General features: G+C 71.5%; 20 protein-coding genes and 1 pseudogene. 14 read left to right on the top strand and 7 right to left on the bottom strand.

What is annotated here, in order from left to right; genetic code table 11:
- Window positions 1-193 precede the first annotated feature (193 nt).
- Window positions 194-1,315 (top strand): GGDEF domain-containing protein, encoded by a 1,122-nt coding sequence (locus FZO89_RS12130; RefSeq protein WP_222928115.1) that lies wholly within the window; start codon window positions 194-196, stop codon window positions 1,313-1,315.
- A gap of 19 nt (window positions 1,316-1,334) precedes the next feature.
- Here FZO89_RS12130 and FZO89_RS12125 read toward each other — a convergent pair whose 3' ends face one another.
- Window positions 1,335-2,345, bottom strand: coding sequence for a Gfo/Idh/MocA family protein (locus FZO89_RS12125; RefSeq protein WP_187471137.1), 1,011 nt, complete (start codon window positions 2,343-2,345; stop codon window positions 1,335-1,337).
- A 266-nt stretch (window positions 2,346-2,611) separates the two neighbouring features.
- On the opposite strand from FZO89_RS12125, the gene FZO89_RS12120 reads away from it, so the two are divergent.
- On the top strand, window positions 2,612-3,925 hold the full coding sequence (locus FZO89_RS12120; RefSeq protein ID WP_149103497.1) for a serine hydrolase domain-containing protein: 1,314 nt from the start codon (window positions 2,612-2,614) through the stop codon (window positions 3,923-3,925).
- 82 nt (window positions 3,926-4,007) lie between these two features.
- The gene (locus FZO89_RS12115; protein WP_149103496.1) at window positions 4,008-4,205 is read left to right on the top strand and encodes a hypothetical protein; all 198 of its coding nucleotides are present in this window, start codon (window positions 4,008-4,010) and stop codon (window positions 4,203-4,205) included.
- Window positions 4,206-4,615: 410 nt separating this feature from the next.
- Here FZO89_RS12115 and FZO89_RS18865 read toward each other — a convergent pair.
- A pseudogene (locus FZO89_RS18865) lies at window positions 4,616-5,110 on the bottom strand (pyridoxamine 5'-phosphate oxidase family protein); the annotation flags it as partial.
- Window positions 5,111-5,273: 163 nt separating this feature from the next.
- On the opposite strand from FZO89_RS18865, the gene FZO89_RS12105 reads away from it, so the two are divergent.
- Window positions 5,274-5,684 (top strand): gamma-glutamylcyclotransferase family protein, encoded by a 411-nt coding sequence (locus tag FZO89_RS12105; protein WP_149103494.1) that lies wholly within the window; start codon window positions 5,274-5,276, stop codon window positions 5,682-5,684.
- Between the two features lie 296 nt (window positions 5,685-5,980).
- Entirely contained in the window at window positions 5,981-6,193 is a 213-nt protein-coding gene (locus FZO89_RS12100) for a hypothetical protein (RefSeq protein WP_149103493.1), read from the top strand.
- A 31-nt stretch (window positions 6,194-6,224) separates the two neighbouring features.
- Here the strand turns inward: FZO89_RS12100 and FZO89_RS12095 are convergent, their stop codons facing one another.
- Entirely contained in the window at window positions 6,225-7,208 is a 984-nt protein-coding gene (locus FZO89_RS12095) for a LysR family transcriptional regulator (RefSeq protein WP_149103492.1), read from the bottom strand.
- A gap of 216 nt (window positions 7,209-7,424) precedes the next feature.
- Here FZO89_RS12095 and cysG point away from each other — a divergent pair, with 216 nt between their 5' ends.
- The 6 genes from cysG to FZO89_RS12065 all read left to right on the top strand — a co-directional run bounded on the left by cysG (window position 7,425) and on the right by FZO89_RS12065 (window position 14,662).
- On the top strand, window positions 7,425-8,870 hold the full coding sequence (cysG, locus tag FZO89_RS12090) for a siroheme synthase CysG (protein WP_149103491.1): 1,446 nt from the start codon (window positions 7,425-7,427) through the stop codon (window positions 8,868-8,870).
- Between the two features lie 44 nt (window positions 8,871-8,914).
- Window positions 8,915-9,892 (top strand): cysteine synthase A, encoded by a 978-nt coding sequence (cysK, locus tag FZO89_RS12085; RefSeq protein WP_149103490.1) that lies wholly within the window; start codon window positions 8,915-8,917, stop codon window positions 9,890-9,892.
- A 157-nt stretch (window positions 9,893-10,049) separates the two neighbouring features.
- Window positions 10,050-11,066 (top strand): sulfate ABC transporter substrate-binding protein, encoded by a 1,017-nt coding sequence (locus FZO89_RS12080; RefSeq protein WP_149103489.1) that lies wholly within the window; start codon window positions 10,050-10,052, stop codon window positions 11,064-11,066.
- Between the two features lie 520 nt (window positions 11,067-11,586).
- Complete coding sequence (cysT, locus tag FZO89_RS12075) at window positions 11,587-12,450, top strand: sulfate ABC transporter permease subunit CysT (protein ID WP_149103488.1); 864 nt, start codon at window positions 11,587-11,589, stop codon at window positions 12,448-12,450.
- Window positions 12,443-13,300: a sulfate ABC transporter permease subunit CysW gene (gene cysW, locus FZO89_RS12070; protein ID WP_149103487.1), complete on the top strand. Its 858-nt coding sequence runs from the start codon at window positions 12,443-12,445 to the stop codon at window positions 13,298-13,300. Before cysT ends, cysW begins: the two co-directional genes overlap by 8 nt.
- A gap of 297 nt (window positions 13,301-13,597) precedes the next feature.
- Window positions 13,598-14,662: a sulfate/molybdate ABC transporter ATP-binding protein gene (locus FZO89_RS12065; RefSeq protein ID WP_149104157.1), complete on the top strand. Its 1,065-nt coding sequence runs from the start codon at window positions 13,598-13,600 to the stop codon at window positions 14,660-14,662.
- Window positions 14,663-14,791: 129 nt separating this feature from the next.
- Here the strand turns inward: FZO89_RS12065 and FZO89_RS12060 are convergent, their stop codons facing one another.
- A complete protein-coding gene (locus FZO89_RS12060) occupies window positions 14,792-16,195 on the bottom strand; it encodes a mannose-1-phosphate guanylyltransferase/mannose-6-phosphate isomerase (protein WP_149103486.1) in 1,404 nt (467 codons plus the stop codon).
- Between the two features lie 70 nt (window positions 16,196-16,265).
- Here FZO89_RS12060 and FZO89_RS12055 point away from each other — a divergent pair, with 70 nt between their 5' ends.
- The 3 genes from FZO89_RS12055 to FZO89_RS12045 all read left to right on the top strand — a co-directional run bounded on the left by FZO89_RS12055 (window position 16,266) and on the right by FZO89_RS12045 (window position 19,919).
- A complete protein-coding gene (locus FZO89_RS12055) occupies window positions 16,266-17,282 on the top strand; it encodes an aminoglycoside phosphotransferase family protein (protein ID WP_149103485.1) in 1,017 nt (338 codons plus the stop codon).
- 10 nt (window positions 17,283-17,292) lie between these two features.
- Window positions 17,293-18,021: an N-acetylmuramate alpha-1-phosphate uridylyltransferase MurU gene (murU, locus tag FZO89_RS12050; protein WP_149103484.1), complete on the top strand. Its 729-nt coding sequence runs from the start codon at window positions 17,293-17,295 to the stop codon at window positions 18,019-18,021.
- A gap of 131 nt (window positions 18,022-18,152) precedes the next feature.
- Window positions 18,153-19,919 carry a cytochrome P450 gene (locus FZO89_RS12045; RefSeq protein ID WP_149103483.1) on the top strand — a complete coding sequence of 589 codons (1,767 nt, stop codon included), beginning with the start codon at window positions 18,153-18,155 and terminating at the stop codon, window positions 19,917-19,919.
- A 151-nt stretch (window positions 19,920-20,070) separates the two neighbouring features.
- Here the strand turns inward: FZO89_RS12045 and hda are convergent, their stop codons facing one another.
- From hda to FZO89_RS12030, 3 genes are read right to left on the bottom strand one after another with little or no spacing between them, the layout of a single operon-like run.
- Window positions 20,071-20,778 carry a DnaA regulatory inactivator Hda gene (gene hda, locus FZO89_RS12040; protein ID WP_149103482.1) on the bottom strand — a complete coding sequence of 236 codons (708 nt, stop codon included), beginning with the start codon at window positions 20,776-20,778 and terminating at the stop codon, window positions 20,071-20,073.
- A 5-nt stretch (window positions 20,779-20,783) separates the two neighbouring features.
- Window positions 20,784-21,980, bottom strand: a complete 1,197-nt coding sequence (locus FZO89_RS12035; protein WP_149103481.1) for an AI-2E family transporter — start codon at window positions 21,978-21,980, stop codon at window positions 20,784-20,786.
- Window positions 21,981-21,999: 19 nt separating this feature from the next.
- Complete coding sequence (locus tag FZO89_RS12030; RefSeq protein ID WP_262378638.1) at window positions 22,000-23,052, bottom strand: DUF2066 domain-containing protein; 1,053 nt, start codon at window positions 23,050-23,052, stop codon at window positions 22,000-22,002.
- Between the last annotated feature and the right edge of the window lie 88 nt (window positions 23,053-23,140).

The following is a 23,140-nucleotide window of genomic DNA, read 5'->3' as shown; positions in this document are numbered from 1 at the left end:
AACGGGCACCGGCCTTGCAGTGATGCGAACTCGCACCTGCCGCGGGCGCGCGCCGCCGGAGATCACGCCGCCGAGGGACGGCAGGCGTCCCGCACGGGATGCACCGGGGCGCCGGGAGCCATCGCTACAATGCGAGTCCGCCCGGAACATCCGGGCGTTTCGCCGGTCGAACGACGTCGGACAGGGGAAGGCGGTGCAGGCTGGCAAGATCCACTGGGTGGTCACGCTGAACCGGCGCTACCGGTCGCTGTTCTTCGCGCTCGGATTCGTGGTGCTCGCCACCCACCTGGCCTACCTGCAGGCCGGACCGGTGATGTGGACGCTGCTGGTGCTGCAGTTGCTGGCGTATCCGCAACTCGCGTACTGGCGCGCGGCGCGCGCGGAAGACTCGCTGCGCGCGGAGATGCAGAACCTGCTGATCGACGGCGTGCTGCTCGGGGCGTGGATCGCCGTCTGGGGCATGCCGCTGTGGATCTCGTTCGTGCTGTTCGTCGGCGTGTGCGTGAACGTGGTGATCTTCATGGGCATGCCCGGGCTGTGGAAGGGCATGGCGGCGGTCGGCGCCGGGGTGGCCGCGGTGGCGCTGGTCCAGGGCCTGTCGTTCCGGCCCCATACCGAACTGCACACCAGCCTGCTGTGCATCGCGCTGCTCACGTCCTACCTGCTGTTCTTCGCCAACGACGCCTACCGCCGCGGCGTCTCGCTGCGCGAAAGCCGGCGCCAGCTGGGCGAGCAGCTGGCCGAGATCACCAAGCTGCAGGCGCAGCTGCAGGAACAGGCGCAGCGCGACCCGCTCACCGGCCTGCACAACCGGCGCTTCCTCGACGAGGCGCTGGAGCGCGAGCTCGCGGCGTGCACCGCGGCGGGCCTGCCGCTGACCCTGGTGCTGATCGACATCGACCACTTCAAGCGCATCAACGACACCTACGGGCACCCCGCCGGCGACGAGATGATCCGGCAGCTGGCCGGGCTGCTGCGCGAGCGCGTGCGCGACGACGGCCTGATCGCCTGCCGCTACGGCGGCGAGGAATTCCTGCTGATGCTGCCCGGCACCACGGTGGCCGAGGCCGAGGCGCTGGCCGAGGACATCCGCGCGACCTTCGAATCGCTGCGCGTGGTCGCCGACGGGCAGGCGATGCGGACCACGCTCTCGATCGGCGTGGCCGGATTCCCCGAACATGGGGCGCGCGCGCAACGGCTGGTGCTCAGGGCCGACCACGCGCTGTACGCGGCGAAGCTGCGCGGGCGCAACCGGGTGGTGGTGTCGTCGGACGAGCTGGCGAGCGGGCGGGCACTGCCCGCGGCCGCGCACTGATCGCGCGGCCGCGCGCCGGTCACCGGTCGAGGCGGACGGTCCTTCCGCTGCGCGCCGAGGCGTAGATCGCCTCCATGATGCGCACGTCGCGCAGCCCCTCCTCGCCCGGCACCCGGGCCGGTCGTCCTTCGAGGATGGCGAGGGCGAAGTCGTCGAGCTCGGCGGCGAACAGGTCGATCGGCGGATAGCGGATCCCGACGCCGTCGCTGCGCCGCCCATGGTTGCCGTCGTAGAAGAACGCGGGGTCGAGTTCGAACCAGCCGCGTTCGGCATTGACCCGCAGGCCCTGGATGCCGGCGCCACGGTAGCTGGTGCTGCAGTGCGCGAGCACGCCGGAGGGGAAGCGCGCCGTCCAGGCCATGGTTTCGTCGACTTCGGCGAACTTCACCGGATCGGTCTTCGTCTCCATGGCGCCGACCTCGACCGGCTCCTCGCCGGTCAGGTAGCGCGTGGCCTGCAGCGCATAGATGCCCACGTCCATCAGCGCGCCGCCGCCGGCCAGCGCGTGCCGCAGCCGCCACTGGCCGGCGCGGCCGACATCGATCGAGAACCCGGCCTGCACCACGATCGGCGCGCCGAAGACGCGCTCGCGCACGAGGCGGATGCACTCGAGGTGGTGCGGGTCGTACTGGCAGCGGTACGCGGTGCCCAGCTGGCGGCCGGCGTCGCGGCAGGCGTCGATCATCCGCTGGCAGCGTTCGACCGACACTTCCAGCGGCTTCTCGCAGAACACGTGCTTACCGGCCCGCGCGGCGGCGATCGCATGATCGGCGTGCAGCGCATTGGGCGTGGCCACGTAGACGATGTCGATCGCGGGATCGTCGGCCATGCGGTGCATGTCGTCGTAGCGGTAGACGCTGCGGTGGGGCACGCCGTAGCGGTCCTGGAACCGGGCCACGCTGGCGGGCGTGCCGCTGACCAGCCCCGCCAGGCGGCAGTACCGCGTCTTCCGAAGGGCGGGCGCGATCTGGTGCTCGCCCAGGCTGCCCAGCCCGCACAACGCGACGCCGAGCATGCGTGGCCCGGTCATGCCGCCCGCCCTTTGCCGTCGTCCGCTACCGCCCTGCTGCAATCCATCGCGTCTCCGTGCGTGCGCGACGACCCGCATCGCGATGCGTCATTGTTTCCGCGACCGTGCGCCTGCGCAATGCGCCGATGTCCGCATCACGCAATGGTTGCCGATGCACCCATCTGCGCCGGTGGCGGCGCTGCACTGCAGCGGGAAGCGCGATGCGCGCGTGGGCATACTCTGACGCGCCTGCGGCTTCGCGCCGCCCCCGCCCACGGAGTTGCCGCATGAAGTCCTTCCTCGTCGCCGGACTCGGCCTGTTGCTGGCCGCATGCCAGCCCGCGCCGACAACCGCGCCGTCCGACGCCACGCCTTCGGCGCCAGAACCGCGACCGGCCCTGGTGGACGCGGCGCACATCGACGACGTGCTCGGGCGCTTCGTGAAGGAGGGCTCGGCGGTCGGCGTCTCGGCGCTGGTGTACGAACGCGGACAGGAAGCGTACTTCGGCGCGTTCGGCATGGCCGACCGCGAGGCCGCCCGGCCGATGGCGCGCGACACGCTCGCCCAGGTCTATTCGATGACCAAGCCGGTCACCGGCGTCGTGCTGATGTCGCTGTACGAGGAAGGAAAGTTCCAGCTCGACGAACCGCTGGCGACCTATCTGCCCGAGTACGCCGACGTGCAGGTGTACGCGGACGACGACGCCGATGGCCAGCCGGTCCTGGTTGCGCCGCAGCGGCCGATCCTGGTGCGCGACATCCTGCGCCATACCGCGGGATTCCCGGCCGCGTTCGAGCAGGACAGGCCGGCGCAGCTGTACCGCGACGCGCAGATCGACACGCGCGAGATCAGCCTGGAGGAAATGTCGAAGCGACTTGCGAAGGTGCCGCTCGCCTACCAGCCGGGCACGCGCTGGCTGTACGGGATCTCGGTGGACGTGCAGGCGCGCCTGGCCGAAGTGCTCGCAGGCAAGCCGTTCGCGCAACTCGTGCGCGAGCGTGTGCTCGAGCCCCTGCGGATGGGCGACACCGGCTACCACGTGGCGCCGGAACGGCGCGGGCGGATGGCCGCGATGTACGAGATCGCCGGCGACGGCTTCGAACGGCTGCCCGACGACACCGCGCTCGCGAACGCCTACCGGGAATGGCCGATGGCGCCGGGCGGCTACGGGCTGGTATCCACCCTGGACGACTACATGCGCTTCGGACGGATGCTGGTCGAAGGCGGCAGCCTCGATGGCACCCGCGTGCTCGCGGCCGACACGGTGGCGCTGATGGCGACCGATGCCCTGTCGGCCGACGTGACCGACCGTTCCTGGCTGCCCGGCAAGGGCCAGGTCGGCTTCGGCATCGACTTCGCGGTGCGCCACTCGCCGCCGGCGCACGAAGGCGAGGCCTCGGGCGCGGTCGGCGAGTTCTTCTGGGACGGCTATGCCAACACCCTGTTCTGGGTCGATCCGGAGCACGAGATCGTCGCCGTCCTCTTCACCCAGTACGTCCCGCCCGGCGGCACCGACCTGCACAAGGTGTTCCGGGATGCGGTGTACCACCGCGACGCGCAGGCCTCCTCCGCGGGCAAGGGGCCCGCACCGCAGCCCTGAGCCGCCTGCGCCCCGGCGACGACGCGGTTGTCACGCCGCGCGCGGCAGCTTGTCGCCATCCGCATCCAGGCGAGGCAAGGCGATGGCGAAGACGACCCGGGACGACGTGCTGGTACAACTGGACCGCGTGGATACCGCGCTCGAATCGGGCGGCGGCGACGCGGCGCAGGTGCTGCGCGACGCCGGCGACTGGCTGTCGGCACGCGCGGACATCGAACCCGCGGACGCGCTGTATTACCGCGAACGGCTGCAGGCGATCCGCGAGCGCCACGACGCCTGAGTTCCGCGCCCACCGGCGGGCGCGGAAAGTGCCTGCGTCGACCGGGCGCTGCGGCCTAGTCGCCACCTCGCGCGACGGGGCACGCCGGGCAGGCGTCCCCTGCGGGACCACGATCAGCGTCGGGAGGAAGCGGGCTTCTTCGTGGACTTCTTCGCCGGCTTCGACGCCCGCTTCGAGGCGGACTTCGCGGACGCCGTCTTCTTCGCGGCTGCCGTCTTCTTCTTCGCGCCGGGCGCACTTCTGGTGGCCGCCCGCTTCGCCGGGCCGGTCTTTCCGGAACGCGCCGTCGCTGCCTTTTTCGCGCCCGCCTTCTTCGCGGTGCCGGTGGCCGTCGACCGCTTCGACGACCGCTTCGTGGCGCGTTTCTTCGGCGCATCCTCGCTCGACGGCGGCTTGCGGCTGGTGCGCTTGCGCAGGTCGACGATCCGGTTCTCGCCCATCACCTCTTCCTTGCCGGTCACCCGCGCGACCGCGAAGGTCAGCGCCTTGCCGAGCCAGCTGCCGGGGCCGTCCCAGTACTCGATGGTGTCGACCGCGACCTCGATCAGGATCACGTTCGGATCGTCCTTGCCCTTGGGGAAGAACGCCTTCATGGCATCGTTCCAGAAGCGGTCGATCAGCGCCTGGTCGCGCACCGCGCGCGCCTCGCCGGCGATCGAAAGATAGGTATTGGCGTCCTTGGACGCGTAGGCGACATTGACCTTGGGCTGGCGGCGGATCTCGCCGACCTTGGGCGTATCGGCCTCGCTCATGAACCACACGCGCTCGCCGTCGAAGGTCGCGCACTGGGTCGAGAGCGGACGGCTCACGAGGTGCCCGCCCTTGCCGATCGTGGTCAGCATCGCGATGTCGATCTTGTTCATCAGCTTCGCGAGATGTTCGATTTCCTGCTTGCGTGTCGCCATGGGGCTCGCTCCGTGCACGTGGAAGTTGCGCAGTGTGGACACGCCGCGCGCGTGGAACGCGTGAAGGCGATGCGGCAAGGCGCATGCGTCTTGACGGCCCTGCGGGAATCGCATCCGGCCCGGCGCGTGCGAACATCGACGCCATCCGGACCGGAACATCGCAATGCACGATCCCGCCGATGCCTCCGCCATCGGGCACCTGTTCCTCTACGGCACGCTGATGCGCGGCGAACCCGCGCACGCGCGCTTCGCCCTGTCCGCACGCGCGGCATACGTCGGCGACGCCACGGTCGACGGCCGTCTTTACGACCTCGGCGGCTACCCGACCCTGGTACCGGGCGCGGGGCGGGTGGAAGGCGAAGTGCACCGCATCCTCGATCCCGGCCTGATCGCCGAACTCGACCTGTACGAAGCCTGCGATCCGGCGGACGAGGCGAACTCCGACTATGTGCGCCGGGTGGTGCGTTTGCCGGAGCACGGCGTGGACGCCTGGCTGTATTGCCACCGCGGCCCGCCGCCAGACGGCGCCCCGCTCCCGGGACCACGCTGGCGCACCCCGTCGCGCGACGCCTGAACGACGGGGCCCCGGTGACGAAGCGCACCACCACCCAGTTGCGCCTCAATGCTTCACTCTCTTTTCGTGAAGAGAGCAGAACCGGCAAGACCCGGAGGGCGCCGCACAGGATGTGCGGCGTTTTTCGATCGAGCCGCGCCCGACGCAACCAGAACGGCGTTACGGCGAACGCGCCGCCGCGCGCCTCGCCAATGAAGCGCCTTGCTCGGCCGCCGTTAACACCCCACCGCCGCATTCTTCACGCCTCCCTTCCCCGCGGGCGCTAGCGTGGCGCAAGCTTTCCACGGAGGTCCCGCATGACCCAGATCCTCTATGCCCAGGACGAGTCCGGCAACCGGCACAAGGTGATCCAGCGCGTGGAATCGCCGCAGCAGGGCGAGGAACACGAGGACCACGGCGCGGCGCGCCTGGTCTACACGCTCGACGACGGCAGTCCGGTCCGGCGGGTCGACAACGACACCTTCCAGATCGTCGACACCGGCGCGTACATCTCGGCGGTGAGCGACTGACATCCGGGCGCCGGCGCAATCGCGCCGGCCGTCACACGGTGATCGACTGGCTCAGTTCCTGCCAGCTCGGCGGCGTCGGCCAGTCGGCGTCGAGGTTGCCCTCGAGCACGCGGCGCAGGTCGCGGCGATCGAGCTGCGGAGCCACGCCATGCAGCAGCGCCAGCGCGTACTCGCGCAGCACCCGGCCACGCGGCACCACCGCCCAGGTGATGCAGTCCGGGATCTGCGTCGGCGCCGGCAGGATCCGCAGGTCCTCGTCCTCGCGCGGGCCGACCGCCATTTCGGCGAGCAGTCCCGCACCGAGCCCGGCGCGCACGTAGGTCTTGATCAGGTTGGCGTCGCGCGCGGTCATCGCGATCTGCGGTTCGACCCCGGCCGCGGCGAAGGCGCGGCGCATCGAGGAATCGGCCCGGGTCGAGGATTCGTAGCTGATCAGCGGGTGCTGCGCCAGTTCCGCCAGCGTGGGCGCCCGCCGCAGCGCGGCCAGCGGATGCGAGGCCGGCACCAGCAGCACCCGGCGCCAGCCGTACAGCGGCACCGCCAGGCCGCCACCGGGCGTGGAACCGGCGGTACTGATCAGCGCCAGGTCGGCGCCATCGTGCAGCAGCTGCAGCACCTCGGCGTCGCTCGCGGCCTGCAGGTCGACGTCGACCCGCGGGAACTCGCGCCGGATCGCGGCGATCACCGGCGGCAGCACGTAGCGCGCCTGGGTATGGGTGGTCGCCAGCAGCAGGCGGCCGCTGTACTCGCCGCGTTCGTTGGCGGCGTAGCTGCGGATGTTGGCGGCCTCGGCCAGGATCCGGCGCGCATGCTCGATCACGCGTTCGCCGGCCGGTGCGATGCCTTCGAGGCTGCGGCCCTTGCGCACGAACAGCTGGAAGCCCAGTTCGTCCTCGAGCTGCTTGAGCTGCTTGGACAGGCCCGGCTGGGTGGCGTGCACGCGCTCGGCCGCGAGCGTGATGTTGAGCCCGGAGTCGGCGATCGCGACGAGATAGCGCAGTTGGGTGAGGGTCATGCCGGGCGTCCACGCGGCACTGGTTTCCGCCGCAACTTCATCTTTCCATCCCGATTGAAAGATGGATGGTCGCATCATAGCCACGGTCGCAGGGGCTGTCCATGCGGCGTGGCCGGCCGCTTATGCCATCGCGGCATAAGCGCAGCACCGGTCGCCATTTCCACCGCCGCCCCTGCACTCGCTAGCGTCGCCTTCCGACAACCCGCCTTGCGCCCAATGCCCGAGACCCCCGCCAGCAATCGGCTGTTCCCGCTCTTCGCCGACCTGCGCGAGCGGACGGTCGTGGTCGTGGGCGGCGGCGCGGTCGCAGCGCGCAAGGTGGAGGCGCTGCTGGGCACCGGCGCGCGGATCGTGGTGGGGGCGCCGACGCTGGATCCGGCGCTGGCGGTCCTGGCCGCGGCCGGCGAAGTGGAACACCTGCCGGCCGAGTTCACGCCCGCCTGGCTGGACGAGGCCTGGTTGGCGATCGCCGCCACCGACGATGCCGGGGTGAACCGCGCGGTGGCCGAGGCCGGCGAAGCGCGTCGCGTCTGGGTGAACGTGGTCGACGACACGGCGCTGGCGCGGGTGCACCTGCCGGCGCGGGTCGAGCGCGGACCGCTGCAGATCGCCATCTCCAGCGGCGGTGGCGCACCGATGCTGGCGCGACTGGTGCGCGAACAACTGGAGACCCGGTTCGACGAATCCTTCGGCGCGCTCGCCGCCCTGCTCACCCGGCATCGCGAGCGCATCCGCGCGCGCTGGCCGGACACGGCCGCACGCAGGCGCGCGTTCGAGCGACTGCTGGCGGGTCCGTTGCAGGGCCTGCTGCGCAGCCGTCGCCACATCGAGGCCGAACGCGCCTTCGATCTCGCGCTCACGGAAGACGGCCACAGCACGACTGCGCGCGGCCGGGTCGCCTTGGTGGGCGCCGGTCCCGGCGATCCGGGCCTGCTGACCCTGCGCGCGCTGCGCCTGCTCAACGAAGCCGACGTGATCCTGCACGACAGCCTGGCCAGCGAGGACGTGCTGCAACTGGCGCGCCGCGACGCGCAGCGCATCGCCGTGGGCAAGCGCGCCGGCCACCACGCCACCCCGCAGGCCGACATCAACGCCCTGCTGGTGGAGCACGCCACCGCCGGCCGGCGCGTGGTGCGGCTCAAGGGCGGCGATCCGTTCGTGTTCGGCCGCGGCGGCGAGGAACTCGAGGCGCTGCGCGCCGCCGGCATCGACTACGAGGTGGTGCCCGGGATCACCGCGGCGGCGGCCTGCGCGGCCTACGCCGGGATCCCGCTGACCCATCGCGACCACGCCCAGTCGGTGCGCCTGGTCACCGCGCACGCCAGGGACTCGGGCGACACCCTCGACTGGCCGGCGCTGGCGCAGGAGCGGCAGACGCTGGCGTTCTACATGGGCGTGGCGCGGCTGGAGACGGTGCGCATGCAGCTGATCGCGCACGGCCGCGCGCCCGATACCCCGTTCGCCCTGGTCGAGAACGGATCGCGCCCCGAGCAGCGGGTGGTCGCCGGCGCCCTGGCCGACCTGCCCCGGCTTGCGCGTCTGCATGACGTGCAGGCGCCCGCGCTGCTGATCGTCGGCGAGGTCGCCGCACTGGCCGGCAGGCTGCACTGGTTCGGCGCTGCGCCGCTGGGCGATGCCGCCGCGCTGGCGCATGCTGCCTGACGCCCCTTCCAGGTCCCCTTCGCTTTCATCACCCCGAGGCACCCATGGCCCTCTACGACAACATCCTCGACACCATCGGCAACACCCCGGTGGTCAAGCTGCACCGGCTGCCGCCCGCGCACGTCACGCTCTACGCGAAGGCCGAGTCGTTCAACCCCGGCGGTTCGGTCAAGGACCGGTTGGCGCTCGCGATCGTGCTCGATGCCGAGGCGAAGGGCCTGCTCGCACCCGGCGACACCATCGTCGAGGCGACCAGCGGCAACACCGGCGTGGCCCTGGCCCAGGTCGCGGCCGCGCGCGGCTACCGGTTCGTGGCGGTGATGGTCGAGACCTTCTCGATCGAGCGCCGCAAGCTGATGCGTGCCTACGGCGCCCGCGTGATCCTCACCCCCGCCGCCGAACGCGGCAGCGGCATGGTGAAGAAGGCGAAGGAACTGGCGGAGCGCCACGGCTGGTTCCTGGCCTCGCAGTTCACCAATCCCGCCAACCCGGCCTACCACCGCCAGACCACGGCGGCCGAGATCCTGCGCGATTTCGCCGGCCGGCGCCTCGACTACTTCGTCAGCGGCTGGGGCACCGGCGGCACGATCACCGGCGTGGGCGAAGTGCTGAAGGTCGCGCGCCCGGAAACGAAGATCGTCGCCACCGAGCCCACCGGCGCCTCGCTGCTCGGCGGCAAGGAATGGACCCCGCACAAGATCCAGGGCTGGACCCCGGACTTCCTGCCCGAGGTGCTGAGCCGCACCGTGCACGACCAGCTGGTGCTGGTGACCGACGACGAGGCGATCGACACCGCGCGCCGGCTCGCCGCCGAGGAAGGCGTGTTCGTCGGCATCTCCGCCGGCGCCACCGTCGCCGCGGCGCTGAAGGTCGCGGCCGACGCGCCGGAAGGCGCGGTGCTGCTCGCGACCCTGCCCGACACCGGCGAGCGCTACTTCTCCACACCTCTGTTCGCGAACCTGCTGGAGGGGTCCGACGACGAGTGGCTTGCCGGCATCGAGGGCGCGCGGACCGGCGCCTGACGCGCATCCCCGTGGTTGAGGCGGTCGCGGCCCGCCCGCGCCGCCGCAGACGCATCGCCGCCACGCACGCCGCTGCTCCGCGCAAGCCCGCGACACGCGCTGACCGGCGCCGGTCCGCTCGCGCGACCGGTCCGCAACTCCCTTCTTCGGTCATCCCATGCGCTGCCCAGCCAAGCATGTTGCCGCTCTCCTGCTCGCCGCGCTCGCAGCCACGAGCGGGAACGCTGCCGCCGACGAGATCGAACTGCTCAACGTCTCCTACGACGCGACCCGCGGGTTCTACGCCGAGTTCAACGCCGCGTTCGCGAAGCGCTGGCAGGCCGAACACGGGCAGACCGTGATCGTCCGCACCTCGCACGGCGGCTCGGGCAAGCAGGCGCGGTCGGTGATCGACGGGCTCGATGCGGATGTCGTCGCCCTGGCCCTGGCCGGCGACATCGACGCGATCGCAGCCCACGCCGGCCTGCTCTCCGGAGACTGGCAGAAGCGCCTGCCGCACAACAGCGCGCCCTGCACCTCGACCATCGTGTTCCTGGTGCGCAAGGGCAATCCGAAGCGGATCCGGGACTGGGGCGACCTCGCCGGGTCCGGCATCGGCGTGATCACGCCCAACCCGAAGACCTCGGGCGGCGCGCGCTGGAACTACCTCGCCGCCTGGGCCTGGGCCTCGCAGGAGTACCGCCAGGCACCACGCGTGCTCGACTACCTGCGCACGCTGTTCGGCAACGTGCGGGTGCTGGACTCCGGCGCGCGCGGCGCGGCCACCACCTTCATCGAGCGCGGCATCGGCGACGTCCTGCTGGCGTGGGAAAGCGAGGCGCTGCTGGCGCTCGCCGATCCGGCGATCCGCGACCGCTTCGAGATCGTCTACCCGAGCCTCAGCATCCGGGCCGAGCCGCCGGTGGCGGTGCTCGATGCGAATGTCGACAGGCATGGTACGCGGCAGGTCGCGCTGGCCTACCTGCAGTTCCTGTACGCGCCAGAAGGGCAGCGCCTGGCCGCGAAACATCATTGCCGTCCGTCGCGACCGGCCTCCGTGCCCGCGACGGGCATCGCCCATTTCCGGCAGATCCCGATGGTCACCATCGATGGCGCGTTCGGTGGCTGGGCCAGGGCCCAGGAGCTGCATTTCGCCGACGGCGGCTTCTTCGACCGGATCTACCAGCCCAGATGACGCACGCACGCCTCCACCGCTCGCGCGCGAAACGCCGGGGTCACGCGGGTGGCCCGGGTGCGTCGATCGCGCGCGTTCCGGACACCATCGCGCCCTGGCGCTCGCGGGTCCTCAGGTCCGCCCCCCATTCCTTCTCCGGCCCACAGGCGCGCAGTTCCTTCTCCAACCGGCGTGAGTGCCGTCCTTCCATCCGCCTGCTCCAGCGCTTTTCGTCCCCCCGCCCGCTCGGACGCTTTTCCTTCTCCCGCTTGCGGGAGAAGGTGCCGAAGGCGGATGAGGGTGCTCCGCGGTCGCGCCGGGTGCGCGAAGCGCCACCGGCACCGGCCCTCATCCGGCCCTGCGGGCCACCTTCTCCCACAAGCGGGAGAAGGCCGCATCGAGGATCCGGAATGAATCGGATCAAACCCGCCGTGCAACTGATCGAGCCCGCCCAGAAGAGGTTCGAGCCAGCCGCGAGACCTGTCGGATCCGCCCTCGGCACCAGCGACCACCATCCCACGAACCGGGCAGACGCACCCGGATGAGCACGCTCGCCCTGCCCCTGCCACGCCCGCGCTGGCGGCGCCCGTTGCCCGGCTTCGGCCTGAGCCTGGGTCTGGGCATGGCCTGGCTCGGCGTGGTGGTGGTGCTGCCGCTGACCGCGTTGACCGTCCACGCCGCAGGGCTCGGCCCCGACGGCTGGATGGACGTGCTGCGCGACGGACGCGTGCAGGCGGCGTTGAAGGTGAGCTTCGGTACCGCGTTCGCCGCCGCGGTGATCGCCCTGCTGGCCGGCGCGATGGTGGCCTGGGTGCTGGTGCGCTACCGGTTCCCCGGCCGGCGCCTGCTCGATGCGCTGGTCGACCTGCCGTTCGCATTGCCGACCGCGGTGGCCGGCATCGCCCTGACCGCGATCTACGCGCCCAACGGCTGGGTCGGCCGGTTTCTCGAACCGCTCGGCATCCAGGTGGCCTACCAGCTGGCGGGGATCGTGATCGCGCTGGTGTTCATCGGCCTGCCGTTCACCGTGCGCACGGTGCAGCCGATCCTCGAATCGCTCGGCCAGGACCAGGAACAGGCTGCGGCCTCGCTCGGCGCCTCGCGCTTCACCACGCTGCGCCGGGTGGTGCTGCCGGAAGTGCTGCCGGCGCTGCTCACCGGGTTCTCGCTCGCCTTCGCGCGCGGCCTGGGCGAATACGGTTCGGTGATCTTCATCGCCGGCAACAGGCCCTACCGGACCGAGGTCGCGCCCCTGCTGATCACCATCCGGCTCGAGGAATACGACTACGACGGCGCGATCGCGCTCGCGGCGGTGATGCTGGCGGCCTCGTTCGCGTGCCTGCTGGCGATCAACCTGATCCCGCTGCTGTTCCGGCACGAGCGCAGGAGTCGCCGCGATGGCTGACCCCTCCCACGACCCGGGATTGCAGACGCCTGCCTGGTTGCGCCGGACGCTGGTCGGTGGCGCGGTGCTGGTGATGCTGCTGCTGGTGGTGCTGCCGCTGCTGATGGTGCTGGTCTCGGCCTTCGGCGAGGGCTTCGCCACCTGGTGGGCGGCGCTGACCACGCCCGATGCGGTCTCGGCGCTGCACCTCACCCTGATCACCGCTGCGATCGTGATCCCGGTCAACGCGGTGTTCGGCGTGTCCGCCGCCTGGGCCCTGGTGCGCTTCGAATTCCCGGGCAAGCGCGCGCTGCTGGCCCTGGTCGACCTGCCGTTCGCGGTCTCGCCGGTGGTCGCGGGCCTGTGCCTGGTGCTGCTGTTCGGCTCGCAGGGCTGGTTCGCCGGCCTCCTGCGCGAACACGACATCCGGATCCTGTTCGCGCGCCCGGGTATCGTGCTGGCGACGCTGTTCATCACCTTCCCGTTCGTCGTGCGCGAGCTGGTGCCGCTGATGCAGCAGCAGGGCAGCGAGGAGGAGGTGGTGGCGCGTTCGCTCGGCGCCAACGCCTGGACCATGTTCTTCCGCGTCACCCTGCCCAACATCAGGTGGGGCCTGCTGTACGGGGTGCTGCTGTGCGGCGCGCGCGCGATGGGCGAGTTCGGCGCGGTGTCGGTGGTCTCGGGCCACATCCGCGGACTGACCAACACCCTGCCGCTGCACATCGAGATCCTCTACAACGAGTTCGACAGCACCGCGGCCTTCGCGGTGTCGTCGCTGCTCGCGGGCCTGGCGCTGGTGACGCTGGTGCTGAAGTTCTGGCTGGAGGCCGCGCATGCCGACGGCCTCGCGAAGTCGCATCGCAGGCATTGAGATGACGGCCCCACCGCAACCCGACCATGCATCGCCCGCGGCGGCGATCAAGCCCTATCCGTCGCACGCCGCAGACGCGCGCCAGGGCCGGGCTGTCCCGCGGTCTCGCCGGGACGCAGACCGCCATCGCCCCTGGCGGGCGCGCATCCCGCTCGCCTCGCCTTCCACCCCTGGCCCCGCCTCGGAAACCTGACCATGCTGCTCATCCAGGACACCGGCCCACGACCGCATCGCGCCTCCCTTTCCGGCCACGCGGGCAGCGACGCCGACGCGGCGGGAATCGGCGATGATCCGTCCATGACCGGTCGCGGCCACGGCGTCGACCTGCGGATCGAGGGCGTCGGCAAGCGCTACGGCTCGACCGCCGCGCTCGACAGCGTCGACCTGCACATCGCCGCGGGTGAACTGGTCGCCCTGCTCGGGCCCTCCGGTTCCGGCAAGACCACCCTGCTGCGCGTGATCGCCGGCCTGCTGCCGGCCGACGCGGGCCGGGTGCTGTTCGGCGACACCGATGCGACCCGGCTCAGCCTGCGCGAGCGCAACGTCGGCTTCGTGTTCCAGCAGTACGCGCTGTTCCGGCACATGACCGTGGCCGAGAACATCGCCTTCGGCCTGCGCAGCCGGCCGCGCGCACGCCGGCCGGACCGGGCCACGATCCGGCGCCGGGTCGACGAGCTGCTGGCGCTGATCCAGCTGCCCGGCCACGGCGACCGCTATCCCGAGCAGCTCTCGGGCGGGCAGAAGCAGCGCGTGGCCCTGGCGCGCGCGCTGGCGATCGACCCGACCGTGCTGCTGCTCGACGAGCCCTTCGGCGCCCTCGATGCCAAGGTGCGTGTGGAACTGCGGCGCTGGCTGCGCCGCCTGCACGACCAGACCGGGCAGACCACCGTGTTCGTCACCCACGACCAGGACGAGGCGCTGGAACTGGCCGATCGCGTGGTGGTGCTGCGCGACGGGCGCATCGAGCAGGTGGGCACGCCGCGCGAGATCTACGACGCGCCGGCCTCGGCCTACGTGTTCGACTTCATCGGCCGCGCCAGCGTGATCGAGGGCATGGTCGCGGCCGGCCGCTTCTCGCCGCACGGGCAGGCCTTCGGGTTCGATGCCGCGGGGGTTGCCGACGGTCCCGCGAGGATGTACCTGCGGCCGCACGATGCGCAGACCGGTGCAGCGGGCGAGGGCCTGGAAGCACGGGTCTCCGCAGTGCATCCGCATGCCGGCCGGATCACGCTCGAACTGGCGCTCGCGGGCCAGGAACGGGCGCTGGAGGTCGACCTCGTCGCGACGCCCGGCACGCAGGTGCCCGCGCTTGGCGCAGTCACAGGCCTGCAGTTACCCCGCTATCGGGTCTATCCGCGATAGCGGCTGTCGAGGGAAATTCCGTGCGCCCAGCGAGTGCGGAAAAACCGTGCCGGGGCGTCCTGCCCGCGCTTCGACCGTGGCGCCGGCGTCCTTCCGGAAGACGGCCCGGCGTCCCGTTCGCGAACCCGCCTACGACCGCCCGTACACGTCCTCGTAGCGGACGATGTCGTCCTCGCCGAGATAGCTGCCGGACTGCACCTCGATCAATTCCAGCATCTCGCTGCCCGGATTCTCCAGGCGGTGCTTCGCGCCGAGCGGGATGTAGGTCGACTGGTTGGCGTGCAGTTCGAACACGTCGTTGTCGCGGGTGACGCGCGCGGTGCCGCGCACCACGATCCAGTGTTCGGCGCGATGCTTGTGCGACTGCAGCGACAGGCGCGCGCCGGGTTTGACCTTGATCCGCTTCACCTGGAAACCGGCGTCCTGGTCGATCGAATCGTAGCTGCCCCACGGCCGGTGCACCTCGCGATGCAGCACGGCGTGGCTGCGCTGGTCGGACTTGAGCCGCGCGACCACGTCCTTGACCTGCTGCACCCGGTCCTTGCGCGCGACCAGCACCGCGTCGTCGGTCTCCACCACCACCAGGTCGTCGACCCCGACCAGCGCCACCAGCCGCCGCGCATAGGCGTAGCTGTTGCGGCTGTCGACCGCGATCACGTCGCCGTGGCTGGCGTTGCCGTCGCCGTCCTGTTCGCTGACTTCCCACAGCGCCGACCATGAGCCGACGTCGTTCCAGCCGATGTCGACCGGCAGCACCCGGGCATCGCCGGTCTTCTCCATCACCGCGTAGTCGATCGAATCCGACGGACTGGCGGCGAAGGCGTCCCGGTCGAGGCGGATGAAGTCGCCGTCGCGGGTGGCGGCGTCGAAGGCCTTGCGCACGGCGGCGGCGATGTCCGGGCGGAAGCGTTCCAGCTCGGCGAGGTAGCGGGACGCGCGGAACAGGAACATGCCGCTGTTCCAGAAATAGCCGCCGGCATCGAGGTAGGACTGCGCGGTCGCCGCGTCCGGCTTCTCGACGAAGCGCAGCACGTCGCGCACGCCTTCGCCGGCTGCGGCCTGGATGTAGCCGAAACCGGTCTCCGGCGCCGAGGGCACGATGCCGAACGTGACCAGCGCACCGGCCTCGGCCGCCGGGATCGCCGCCTGCACCGCGGCGCGGAAACCTCCGGCGTCGCGGACCACGTGATCGGAGGGCAGCACCAGCAACAGCGGATCGCCGCCATCGGCCAGCGCCTGCAGCGCGGCCGCCGCGATCGCCGGCGCGGTATTGCGCCCCGCCGGCTCGAGCACGATCCGTGCGTGCTCCACGCCGACCAGGCGCAACTGCTCGGCCGCGAGGAACCGGTGTTCCTCGTTCGCGACCACGATCGGCGCGGCCGAGGCCAGCGGCGCGACCCGCCGCCAGGTGTCCTGCAGCATCGTCTCCTCGCCGGCCAGCGGCAGGAACTGCTTGGGATAGGCCTCCCGCGACAGCGGCCACAGCCGCGTTCCCGACCCGCCCGAGAGCAGTACTGGATGCAGGTTCGTCATCGCCTCTCTCGCCGGGAAATGCGCGGCAGTTTACCCTTTGCACGCCCGGCGACCGCCGGCGGGAGAGTCCATGGTTCAGCCCACCGCCCCGCAGACCCGCGACCAGCAGCGCCTGGCGTGGGTTCGCAACGCGCTGTCCGAGCCGGAGACCGGCCTGGAGCGCGCGTCCTTCGACGCCGACTTCCGCAGCTACTGGCGCACCACCGGCCGCAGCCCGAGCCTGGTGCTGATGGACGCGCCGCCGGAGCTGATGGACGTGCGGCCGTGGCTGGCGATCCGCGAACTTCTGCGCAGCGGCGGGCTGCGCGTGCCGGACGTGGTGGCGCAGGATCCCGACCAGGGCTTCCTGCTGCTCGAGGACCTCGGCCTCCACACCTACCTGCACGTGATCGATGCAGCCAACGCCGATGCGCTCTTCGACACCGCGCTGGAGCGCCTCGTCAGGCTGCAGTCGATCCCGGTACCGCCCGGCCTGCCCGCCTACGACGAGGCGCTGCTGCTGCGCGAACTGGGGCTGTTCGACGAGTGGTTCCTCGGCACCCATCTCGGCATCGCACTCGATGCCGACGAGCGCGCCTCGCTGGTCGCCGTGTACCGCACCCTGGTCGAAGCCGCGCTGGCGCAACCGCAGGTGCTGGTGCACCGCGACTACATGCCGCGCAACCTCATGCCCTGCGGCGAGGAAGTCGCGATCCTCGATTTCCAGGACGCGGTGCGCGGGCCGATCGGCTACGACCCCGCCTGCCTGTTCAAGGACGCGTTCCTGAGCTGGCCGGAGGAACGTGTCGCCCGCTGGCACGCGCGCTACCACGCGCTGGCGACGCAGGCCGGCCTGCCGGTGCCGCCGCTGCAGCGCTTGCGCCGCGACCTCGACCTGATCGGCGTGCACCGTCACCTCAAGGTGCTGGGCATCTTCGCGCGACTGCACCATCGCGACGGCAAGCCGAAGTACGTCGCCGACGCCCCGCGCTTCGTCGGCTACCTCGACGCGGTGCTGCCGCGGCATCCGGAGCTGCGGCCGCTGGCTGCGCTGGTCGAGGCGCGCGTGAAGCCGGCGATGGACGCGCTCGCGTCGGCCGACGCATGACGGCGCGCGCATGAAGGCCCTGATCTTCGCCGCCGGCCTCGGCGAGCGCATGCGGCCGCTGACCGACACGACGCCCAAGCCCCTGCTGCGCGCCGGCGACCGGCCGCTGATCGCCTGGCACCTGGAGCGGCTGGCCGCGATCGGCGTGGGCGAAGTGGTGATCAACACCTCGTGGCTGGCGGAACAGTTCCCGGCGACGCTCGGCGTCGGCCGCGCCTTCGGCCTGCGCATCACCTACTCGCACGAAGGCGCGGTGCCGCTGGAGACCGGCGGCGGCATGTGGCATGCGCGGGACCTGCTCGGCGACGCGCCCTTCATCGCCGTGAACGGCGACATCTGGACCGACTACGACTTCGCCCGACTGCCGCCAGAACCCGAAGGCGACGCGCACCTGGTGCTGGTCGACAACCCGGACCACCACCCGCGGGGCGATTTCGTGCTCGCACCCGACGGCAGGGTGCACGACGGCGACGGCGGCGCACCGCGGCTGACCTTCTCCGGCATCGGCGTCTACCGTCCGGACCTGCTGCGCACCTGGCGCAGCGTGGTGGGCGACACGACGGGTGCGCAGGAGACCCCGCCGCGTTTCCAGCTGGCGCCTCTGCTGCGGGCGGCGATGGCGCGCGACGCGGTCACCGGCGAGCGCCATGGCGGCGCCTGGACCGATGTCGGCACCCCGGAGCGCCTGGCCGAACTGGACCGCACGCTCGACGCGGGCCCGCTCCACGGCGCAAGATAGGTTCCGGATCGCACGCACGTTCTGGCGCGATCCCAGCCCCGCGGGTCCCCGGGCCCACCTGTCGAGACGAATTCGGTCGCGCGGGACGCAGTTGCGTCCCGTCCCCCCGGGACCGCTGCTGGAGGAGATTGATGACGACCACGTCATTGCTTCTGGTCGCCCGCGCTCCCGCGCTGGTCGAGGATGTCCCCGTGCCCGCGATCGTGGACGGCACGCCCCTGGTGATCGTGCGCCATGGCGAACAGGTGTCCGTGTTCCACGGCCTTTGTCCGCACCAGGGCAGCCTGCTCGCCGACGGCGAAGTGGTCGACGGGCACCTGGTCTGTCCCGGCCATGGCTGGCGCTTCGACTGCGCCAGCGGTCGCCGTGACGCAGGCACGCGCGCGTGCCTGCACCGTTTCACCACCCACCTCGTCGACGACGACATCGCGATCGACGCCGACGAGCTGCAGGCCTTCCATGCGCAGCGCGCCGGCAGTGCCGCGGCGACCCGTCGCTTCGATTCGCTGCCCGGCCCGCACGGCCTGCCGCTGGTGGGCAACCTGTTCCAGCTGCGCGAGACCGACCAGCACCTGGTGATGGAGGACTGGGCGGACGAGTACGGATCGATGTACCGGATCCGGCTCGGCGCCTACCGCATCCTGATGGTGGCCGACCCGGCCCTGGTCGAGGATGCGTTCAAGCGCAGGCCCGATACCTTCCGGCGCATGAGCACGGTCGAGGGCATCGCCCGCGGGCTCAAGGCCGCCGGCGTGTTCACCGCCGAGGGCGACGAGTGGCGGCGCCAGCGCAAGGTGGTGGTGCAGGCGCTGACCCACGGCCATCTCAAGCATTTCTTCCCGACCATGATGCGCATCGTCGCGCGGCTGCAGCGGCGCTGGGAGCAGGCCGCCGACGAGGGCCGCGAGATCGACCTGCTCGACGACCTCACCCGCTTCACCATCGACGTCACCTCGACCTTCGCCTTCGGCCAGGACCTCAACACCATCGAGGGCCACGAAGGCGCCCTGGAGCGGCAGATCGGCGAGATCCCGAAGGCGCTGTCGCGGCGCGTGACCGCGCTGGTGCCGTACTGGAACTACGTGAAGCTGCCGGCGGACCGCACGCTGGACCGCGCCCTGGTCGGCATCCACGACACGCTCGGACGCCTGATCACCGACGCCCGGCGCCGCCTCGCGGAGGACCCCGGGCTCGCCGCGCGCCCGGGCAACTACATCGAGGCGCTGGTGGCGCAGTCCGATGGCGGCGGCTTCAGCGACGAGGACGTCACCGGCAACGTGATGACGCTGATGCTCGCCGGGGAGGAAACCACCGCGCGTGCGCTGGCCTGGCTGATCCACTTCATGTGCGAGCGTGCCGACCTGCGCGACATGCTGCGCGCGGAATCCGACGCCCTGCTTGGCGACGACGAACTGCTGCAGGACTTCGCCACCCACCCGCGCATGGTGCGGATCGAGGCCGCCGCACTCGAGGCGATGCGGCTCAAGCCGGCCGCGCCGGTGCTGCGCCTGGAGGCGCTGCACGACACCGTGCTCGGCGACGTCGAGGTGCCGGCGCGCACGCCGGTGTTCCTGCTCACCCGCCACGCCTCGATCCGCGCGCAGGCCGCGACCGGGGCCGCTGCGTTCGACATCGAGCGCTGGATCAAGGCCGACGGTTCCGCGCTCGATGCGGGTTCGGCGAAGGCGTTCTTCCCGTTCGGCGCCGGCCCGCGCTTCTGCCCGGGCCGCTTCCTCGCGCTGCTGGAGATCAAGGGCGTGATCTCGATGCTGTGCCGCAACTTCGAGCTCGAACGCGCCGGCAGCGGCCCGGTCGAGGAGAAGCTGGTGTTCACCATGCGCCCGGACAACCTGGTGATCCGCCTGAAGCGGCGCGCGGGCACACCGCCCGCGGCATAGCCTTTCCGCTGTCATCCCGGGCGCAGCGAGGGATCTCCGGCAGGGCGCTCGATCCGACGGGAAGGCCACCGGAGGCAGATCCTTCGCTACGCTCGGGATGACAATCCCGATGGCCGCGTCACCCGGCCATCGCTCCGCGACAACGGGGCCTTCACCGCGACCCGTCCGTCCCCAGCACCTCGCGCAGGAACGGCACGGTGATGCGCCGCTGCGCGGCGAGCGAGGCCGCGTCGAGGCGGTCGAGCAAGGCGGCCAGGCCGGAGAGATCGCGCCCGGCGCGGCGCAGCAGCCAGTCGATCGCGGCGTCGTCGATCTGCAGGCCACGGCGTCGCGCGCGCAGGCGCAGCACCTCGCCGCGGCCGGCGTCGTCGAGGCGTTCGAGCACCAGCCGCGTGCACTGCGACAGCCGCGAGCGCAGGTCCGGCAGCACCAGCGGCAGCGCGTCGGGCGTGGCGCGGGCGGTGTACAGCAGGCGCCGCCCGGCGTCGTGCATGCGGTTGTGGAAGTCGAACAACGCCAGCTCGTCCGCACGCTGGCCGGACACCGCCTCCACGCCGTCGAGCGCCACCAGGTCGAAGGCGTGCATCGCCTCCAGCGCCTCGCGCAGCCGTCCGGCCATGCTGGCCAACGGCAGGTAGCCGACCCGGTGCCCGGCCGCGTCGGCCTCGGCGCATGCGGCCAGCGCGAGATGGCTCTTGCCCGTGCCCGCCGGCCCCGCCAGCAGCAGCGCGCGGTCGTCGCCGCCGCTCGCGAACGCCCGCAGTTGCGCCGCCAGCGCCGGATCGCCCGCGAACGTGTCCAGGCGCTGGTCGGGGGGGTAGCGCAACGCCAGCGGCAGTTGCGGCGAGGATGTCGGCATCGGACTCAGGACGCGTCGCGGCGGTCTTCGCTGGCCTCGCCGATATCGTCGTCGAGCACGATCCCGCCATGGCTGCGGTGGCCCTCGATCACGATCTTCGGCCGCTCGCCCGCATACAGGCGGCTTTGCGTGTAGCGTTCGTGGGCGAAGCGCAGCAGCACGTTGCCCACCGCCGCCACCGGCAGCGCGATCAGCATGCCGACGAAGCCGAACAGCTGGCCGCCGGCCATGATCGCGAAGATCACCGCCACCGGATGCAGGCCGATGCGGTCGCCGACGATGCGCGGGGTGAGGATGTAGCTCTCGATCAGCTGGCCGACGGTGAACACCACGCCCACCAGGATCAGCAGCTTGAGGTCGAAGCCCTGCGCCTGCACCAGCGCCGCCAGCACCGCCAGGACGATGCCGGTGGTCGCGCCGAGGTAGGGAACGAAGCTGATCAGCCCGGCCACGATCCCGATCAGCAGGCCGAGCTTGAGTCCGCCGATCGTCAGGCCGAGGGCGTAGATCGCGCCCAGCGCCAGCATCACGATGAACTGGCCGCGCAGGAACGCGCCGAGCACGTCGTCCGACTCCTTCGCCAGGCGCGAGACGGTGCCGATGTGGTTGCGCGGGATCATCGCCGCGACCCGCTCGACCAGCACGTCCCAGTCGCGCAGGAAATAGAAGGTCAGGATCGGCACCAGCACGATGTTGATGATCCAGGTCAGGAACGCGAAGCCGGAGCTGGACAGGTAGCCGAACACGGTCGCCGCGACACCGCCGGCCTGCTCCCAGTGCGCGCGCGCCAGCTCGATCAGCCGCTGCGGGTCGAGCCAGTTGGTGATCTCGATGCCGGTGCGCGCCTCCACCCACGGCAGCGCCGTGCCCATGAACCATTCGCGGTACTCGGGCAGGGCCTCGACCAGGGTGACCACCTGGCGCTCCACCATCGGCACCAGGATCAGCACCACCAGCACCACCAGCATCACCATCAGCACGAACACCAGGGTGACCGCGACTGGTCGCGAGCGGCCGGAGCGTTCCAGCCGGTCGACCAGGGGGTCGCCGAGCCAGCCCAGCAGCGCGGCCAGCACGAACGGCGTCAGGATCGGCCCGAGCAGTGCGACCAGCCACAGCGCGGCGAACGCGACCAGCCCCCACTGCAGCCGCCTGAGGAAGCGCGCGATGTCGGCGTTCGCGCTGGTGGGGGTCTCGTCCATGGGTTCGCGGCTCCGGCGGTCAGCGCAGCAGGTAGACCGGCGTGAGTTCGTCGCCGCCCTCGACTTCCAGCAGCACCGCCTCGTCGGCCATGCGGCGGAAGCCCGGCAGCCCGGTCAGCAGGTCGAGGTCGAGTTCCAGGCGGTCGGCGGTCGCTCGCACGGGACGGATCGCGCGCACCACCGACATGCGCTGCAGCGCCGCGGCCAGGCGCAGGTAGTCGCCGCCGCTGCGCACGCCGCTGAAGACGATGCGCTGCGCGACCGGCTGCGACGGCGCGGTGGCCTTGGCGTAGCGCTTGATCAGCGCGTCGGCGCCGCCATCGGCACCTGTAGCCAGCGCGCGCCGCGCGTCGACGTCCTCTTCCGACCAGCGCGACAGCACGCGGCCGTTGTCGACGAAGATCCAGTCGGCCTTCCAGCCGGCCCCGCCGCGGTAGAGCTTGCCGACCAGCTGCATCGGCGGACTGTAGCGCGCGGACAGGCGCGCGATCGCGGCCGTGTCGCCGCGCCAGATCGCACCGACCGCGGCCTGCTCGGCGGCGCTGCCGTTGGGCAGCCCCAGCCGGTAGCCACGCTCGCTCGCCCGCTGCAGCAGCGGCCGCGCCACGTTGTTGTGCTGCAGCCCGACCAGGCGCGGCCCCTTGCCGTCGTCGATCGCCAGCCACACCACCGGCTTGGGCCGCGGCTGCGGCCACACCGGCAGGCCCAGCGCGTCGACCAGGGCGTCGATGTCGTCGGGCTTGAAGCGCACCACCAGGGTGGTCCGGAAGCTCGGCGCGCCGCTCGCGCCCACGCTCTCGTCCTGGCGGTAGTCGAAGCCGTCCACGTACTGTTCGGCGCGGCGCAGTTCCTGGCCGATCCCGGGGCGGCTGGTGATCGCACGGTCGCCGGACAGCTTCCCGAACACCTGGGCCAGCGCGCGCGCGAAGGCGGTCTCGCGCTCGGACTCGGCCTGGCTGCGCACCGGTACCTCGGCCTCGTACACGCCCTGCGCCGACGCGCGGTCGCCCTCGACGCGCTGCGCCGCCGCGGGCGCCGCCAGCAGCAGCGCGGCCAGCGCCCACCCGATCATCCGGGTCCCTCGCACCACCAAGCGCATCCGATGTCCTTCCAGCAGCCAACCGTGTGAAATGGTGCCACAAAGCCCCTTCGCGGTTCCT

Origin of the sequence: Luteimonas viscosa (assembly GCF_008244685.1) — a bacterium.
GTDB classification, from domain to species: domain Bacteria; phylum Pseudomonadota; class Gammaproteobacteria; order Xanthomonadales; family Xanthomonadaceae; genus Luteimonas; species Luteimonas viscosa.
This window is presented reverse-complemented; position numbering and strand designations above follow the sequence as displayed.

Excerpts from the sequence above, each read along its gene's own strand:
- FZO89_RS12125 (WP_187471137.1), bottom strand. The coding sequence starts at position 2,345 with ATGACCGGGCCACGCATGCTCGGCGTCGCGTTGTGCGGGCTGGGCAGC.
- FZO89_RS12120 (WP_149103497.1), top strand. The coding sequence starts at position 2,612 with ATGAAGTCCTTCCTCGTCGCCGGACTCGGCCTGTTGCTGGCCGCATGC.
- FZO89_RS12115 (WP_149103496.1), top strand. The coding sequence starts at position 4,008 with ATGGCGAAGACGACCCGGGACGACGTGCTGGTACAACTGGACCGCGTG.
- FZO89_RS12105 (WP_149103494.1), top strand. The coding sequence starts at position 5,274 with ATGCACGATCCCGCCGATGCCTCCGCCATCGGGCACCTGTTCCTCTAC.
- FZO89_RS12100 (WP_149103493.1), top strand. The coding sequence starts at position 5,981 with ATGACCCAGATCCTCTATGCCCAGGACGAGTCCGGCAACCGGCACAAG.
- FZO89_RS12095 (WP_149103492.1), bottom strand. The coding sequence starts at position 7,208 with ATGACCCTCACCCAACTGCGCTATCTCGTCGCGATCGCCGACTCCGGG.
- cysG (WP_149103491.1), top strand. The coding sequence starts at position 7,425 with ATGCCCGAGACCCCCGCCAGCAATCGGCTGTTCCCGCTCTTCGCCGAC.
- cysK (WP_149103490.1), top strand. The coding sequence starts at position 8,915 with ATGGCCCTCTACGACAACATCCTCGACACCATCGGCAACACCCCGGTG.
- FZO89_RS12080 (WP_149103489.1), top strand. The coding sequence starts at position 10,050 with ATGCGCTGCCCAGCCAAGCATGTTGCCGCTCTCCTGCTCGCCGCGCTC.
- cysT (WP_149103488.1), top strand. The coding sequence starts at position 11,587 with ATGAGCACGCTCGCCCTGCCCCTGCCACGCCCGCGCTGGCGGCGCCCG.
- cysW (WP_149103487.1), top strand. The coding sequence starts at position 12,443 with ATGGCTGACCCCTCCCACGACCCGGGATTGCAGACGCCTGCCTGGTTG.
- FZO89_RS12065 (WP_149104157.1), top strand. The coding sequence starts at position 13,598 with ATGACCGGTCGCGGCCACGGCGTCGACCTGCGGATCGAGGGCGTCGGC.
- FZO89_RS12060 (WP_149103486.1), bottom strand. The coding sequence starts at position 16,195 with ATGACGAACCTGCATCCAGTACTGCTCTCGGGCGGGTCGGGAACGCGG.
- FZO89_RS12055 (WP_149103485.1), top strand. The coding sequence starts at position 16,266 with ATGGTTCAGCCCACCGCCCCGCAGACCCGCGACCAGCAGCGCCTGGCG.
- murU (WP_149103484.1), top strand. The coding sequence starts at position 17,293 with ATGAAGGCCCTGATCTTCGCCGCCGGCCTCGGCGAGCGCATGCGGCCG.
- FZO89_RS12045 (WP_149103483.1), top strand. The coding sequence starts at position 18,153 with ATGACGACCACGTCATTGCTTCTGGTCGCCCGCGCTCCCGCGCTGGTC.
- hda (WP_149103482.1), bottom strand. The coding sequence starts at position 20,778 with ATGCCGACATCCTCGCCGCAACTGCCGCTGGCGTTGCGCTACCCCCCC.
- FZO89_RS12035 (WP_149103481.1), bottom strand. The coding sequence starts at position 21,980 with ATGGACGAGACCCCCACCAGCGCGAACGCCGACATCGCGCGCTTCCTC.
- FZO89_RS12030 (WP_262378638.1), bottom strand. The coding sequence starts at position 23,052 with ATGATCGGGTGGGCGCTGGCCGCGCTGCTGCTGGCGGCGCCCGCGGCG.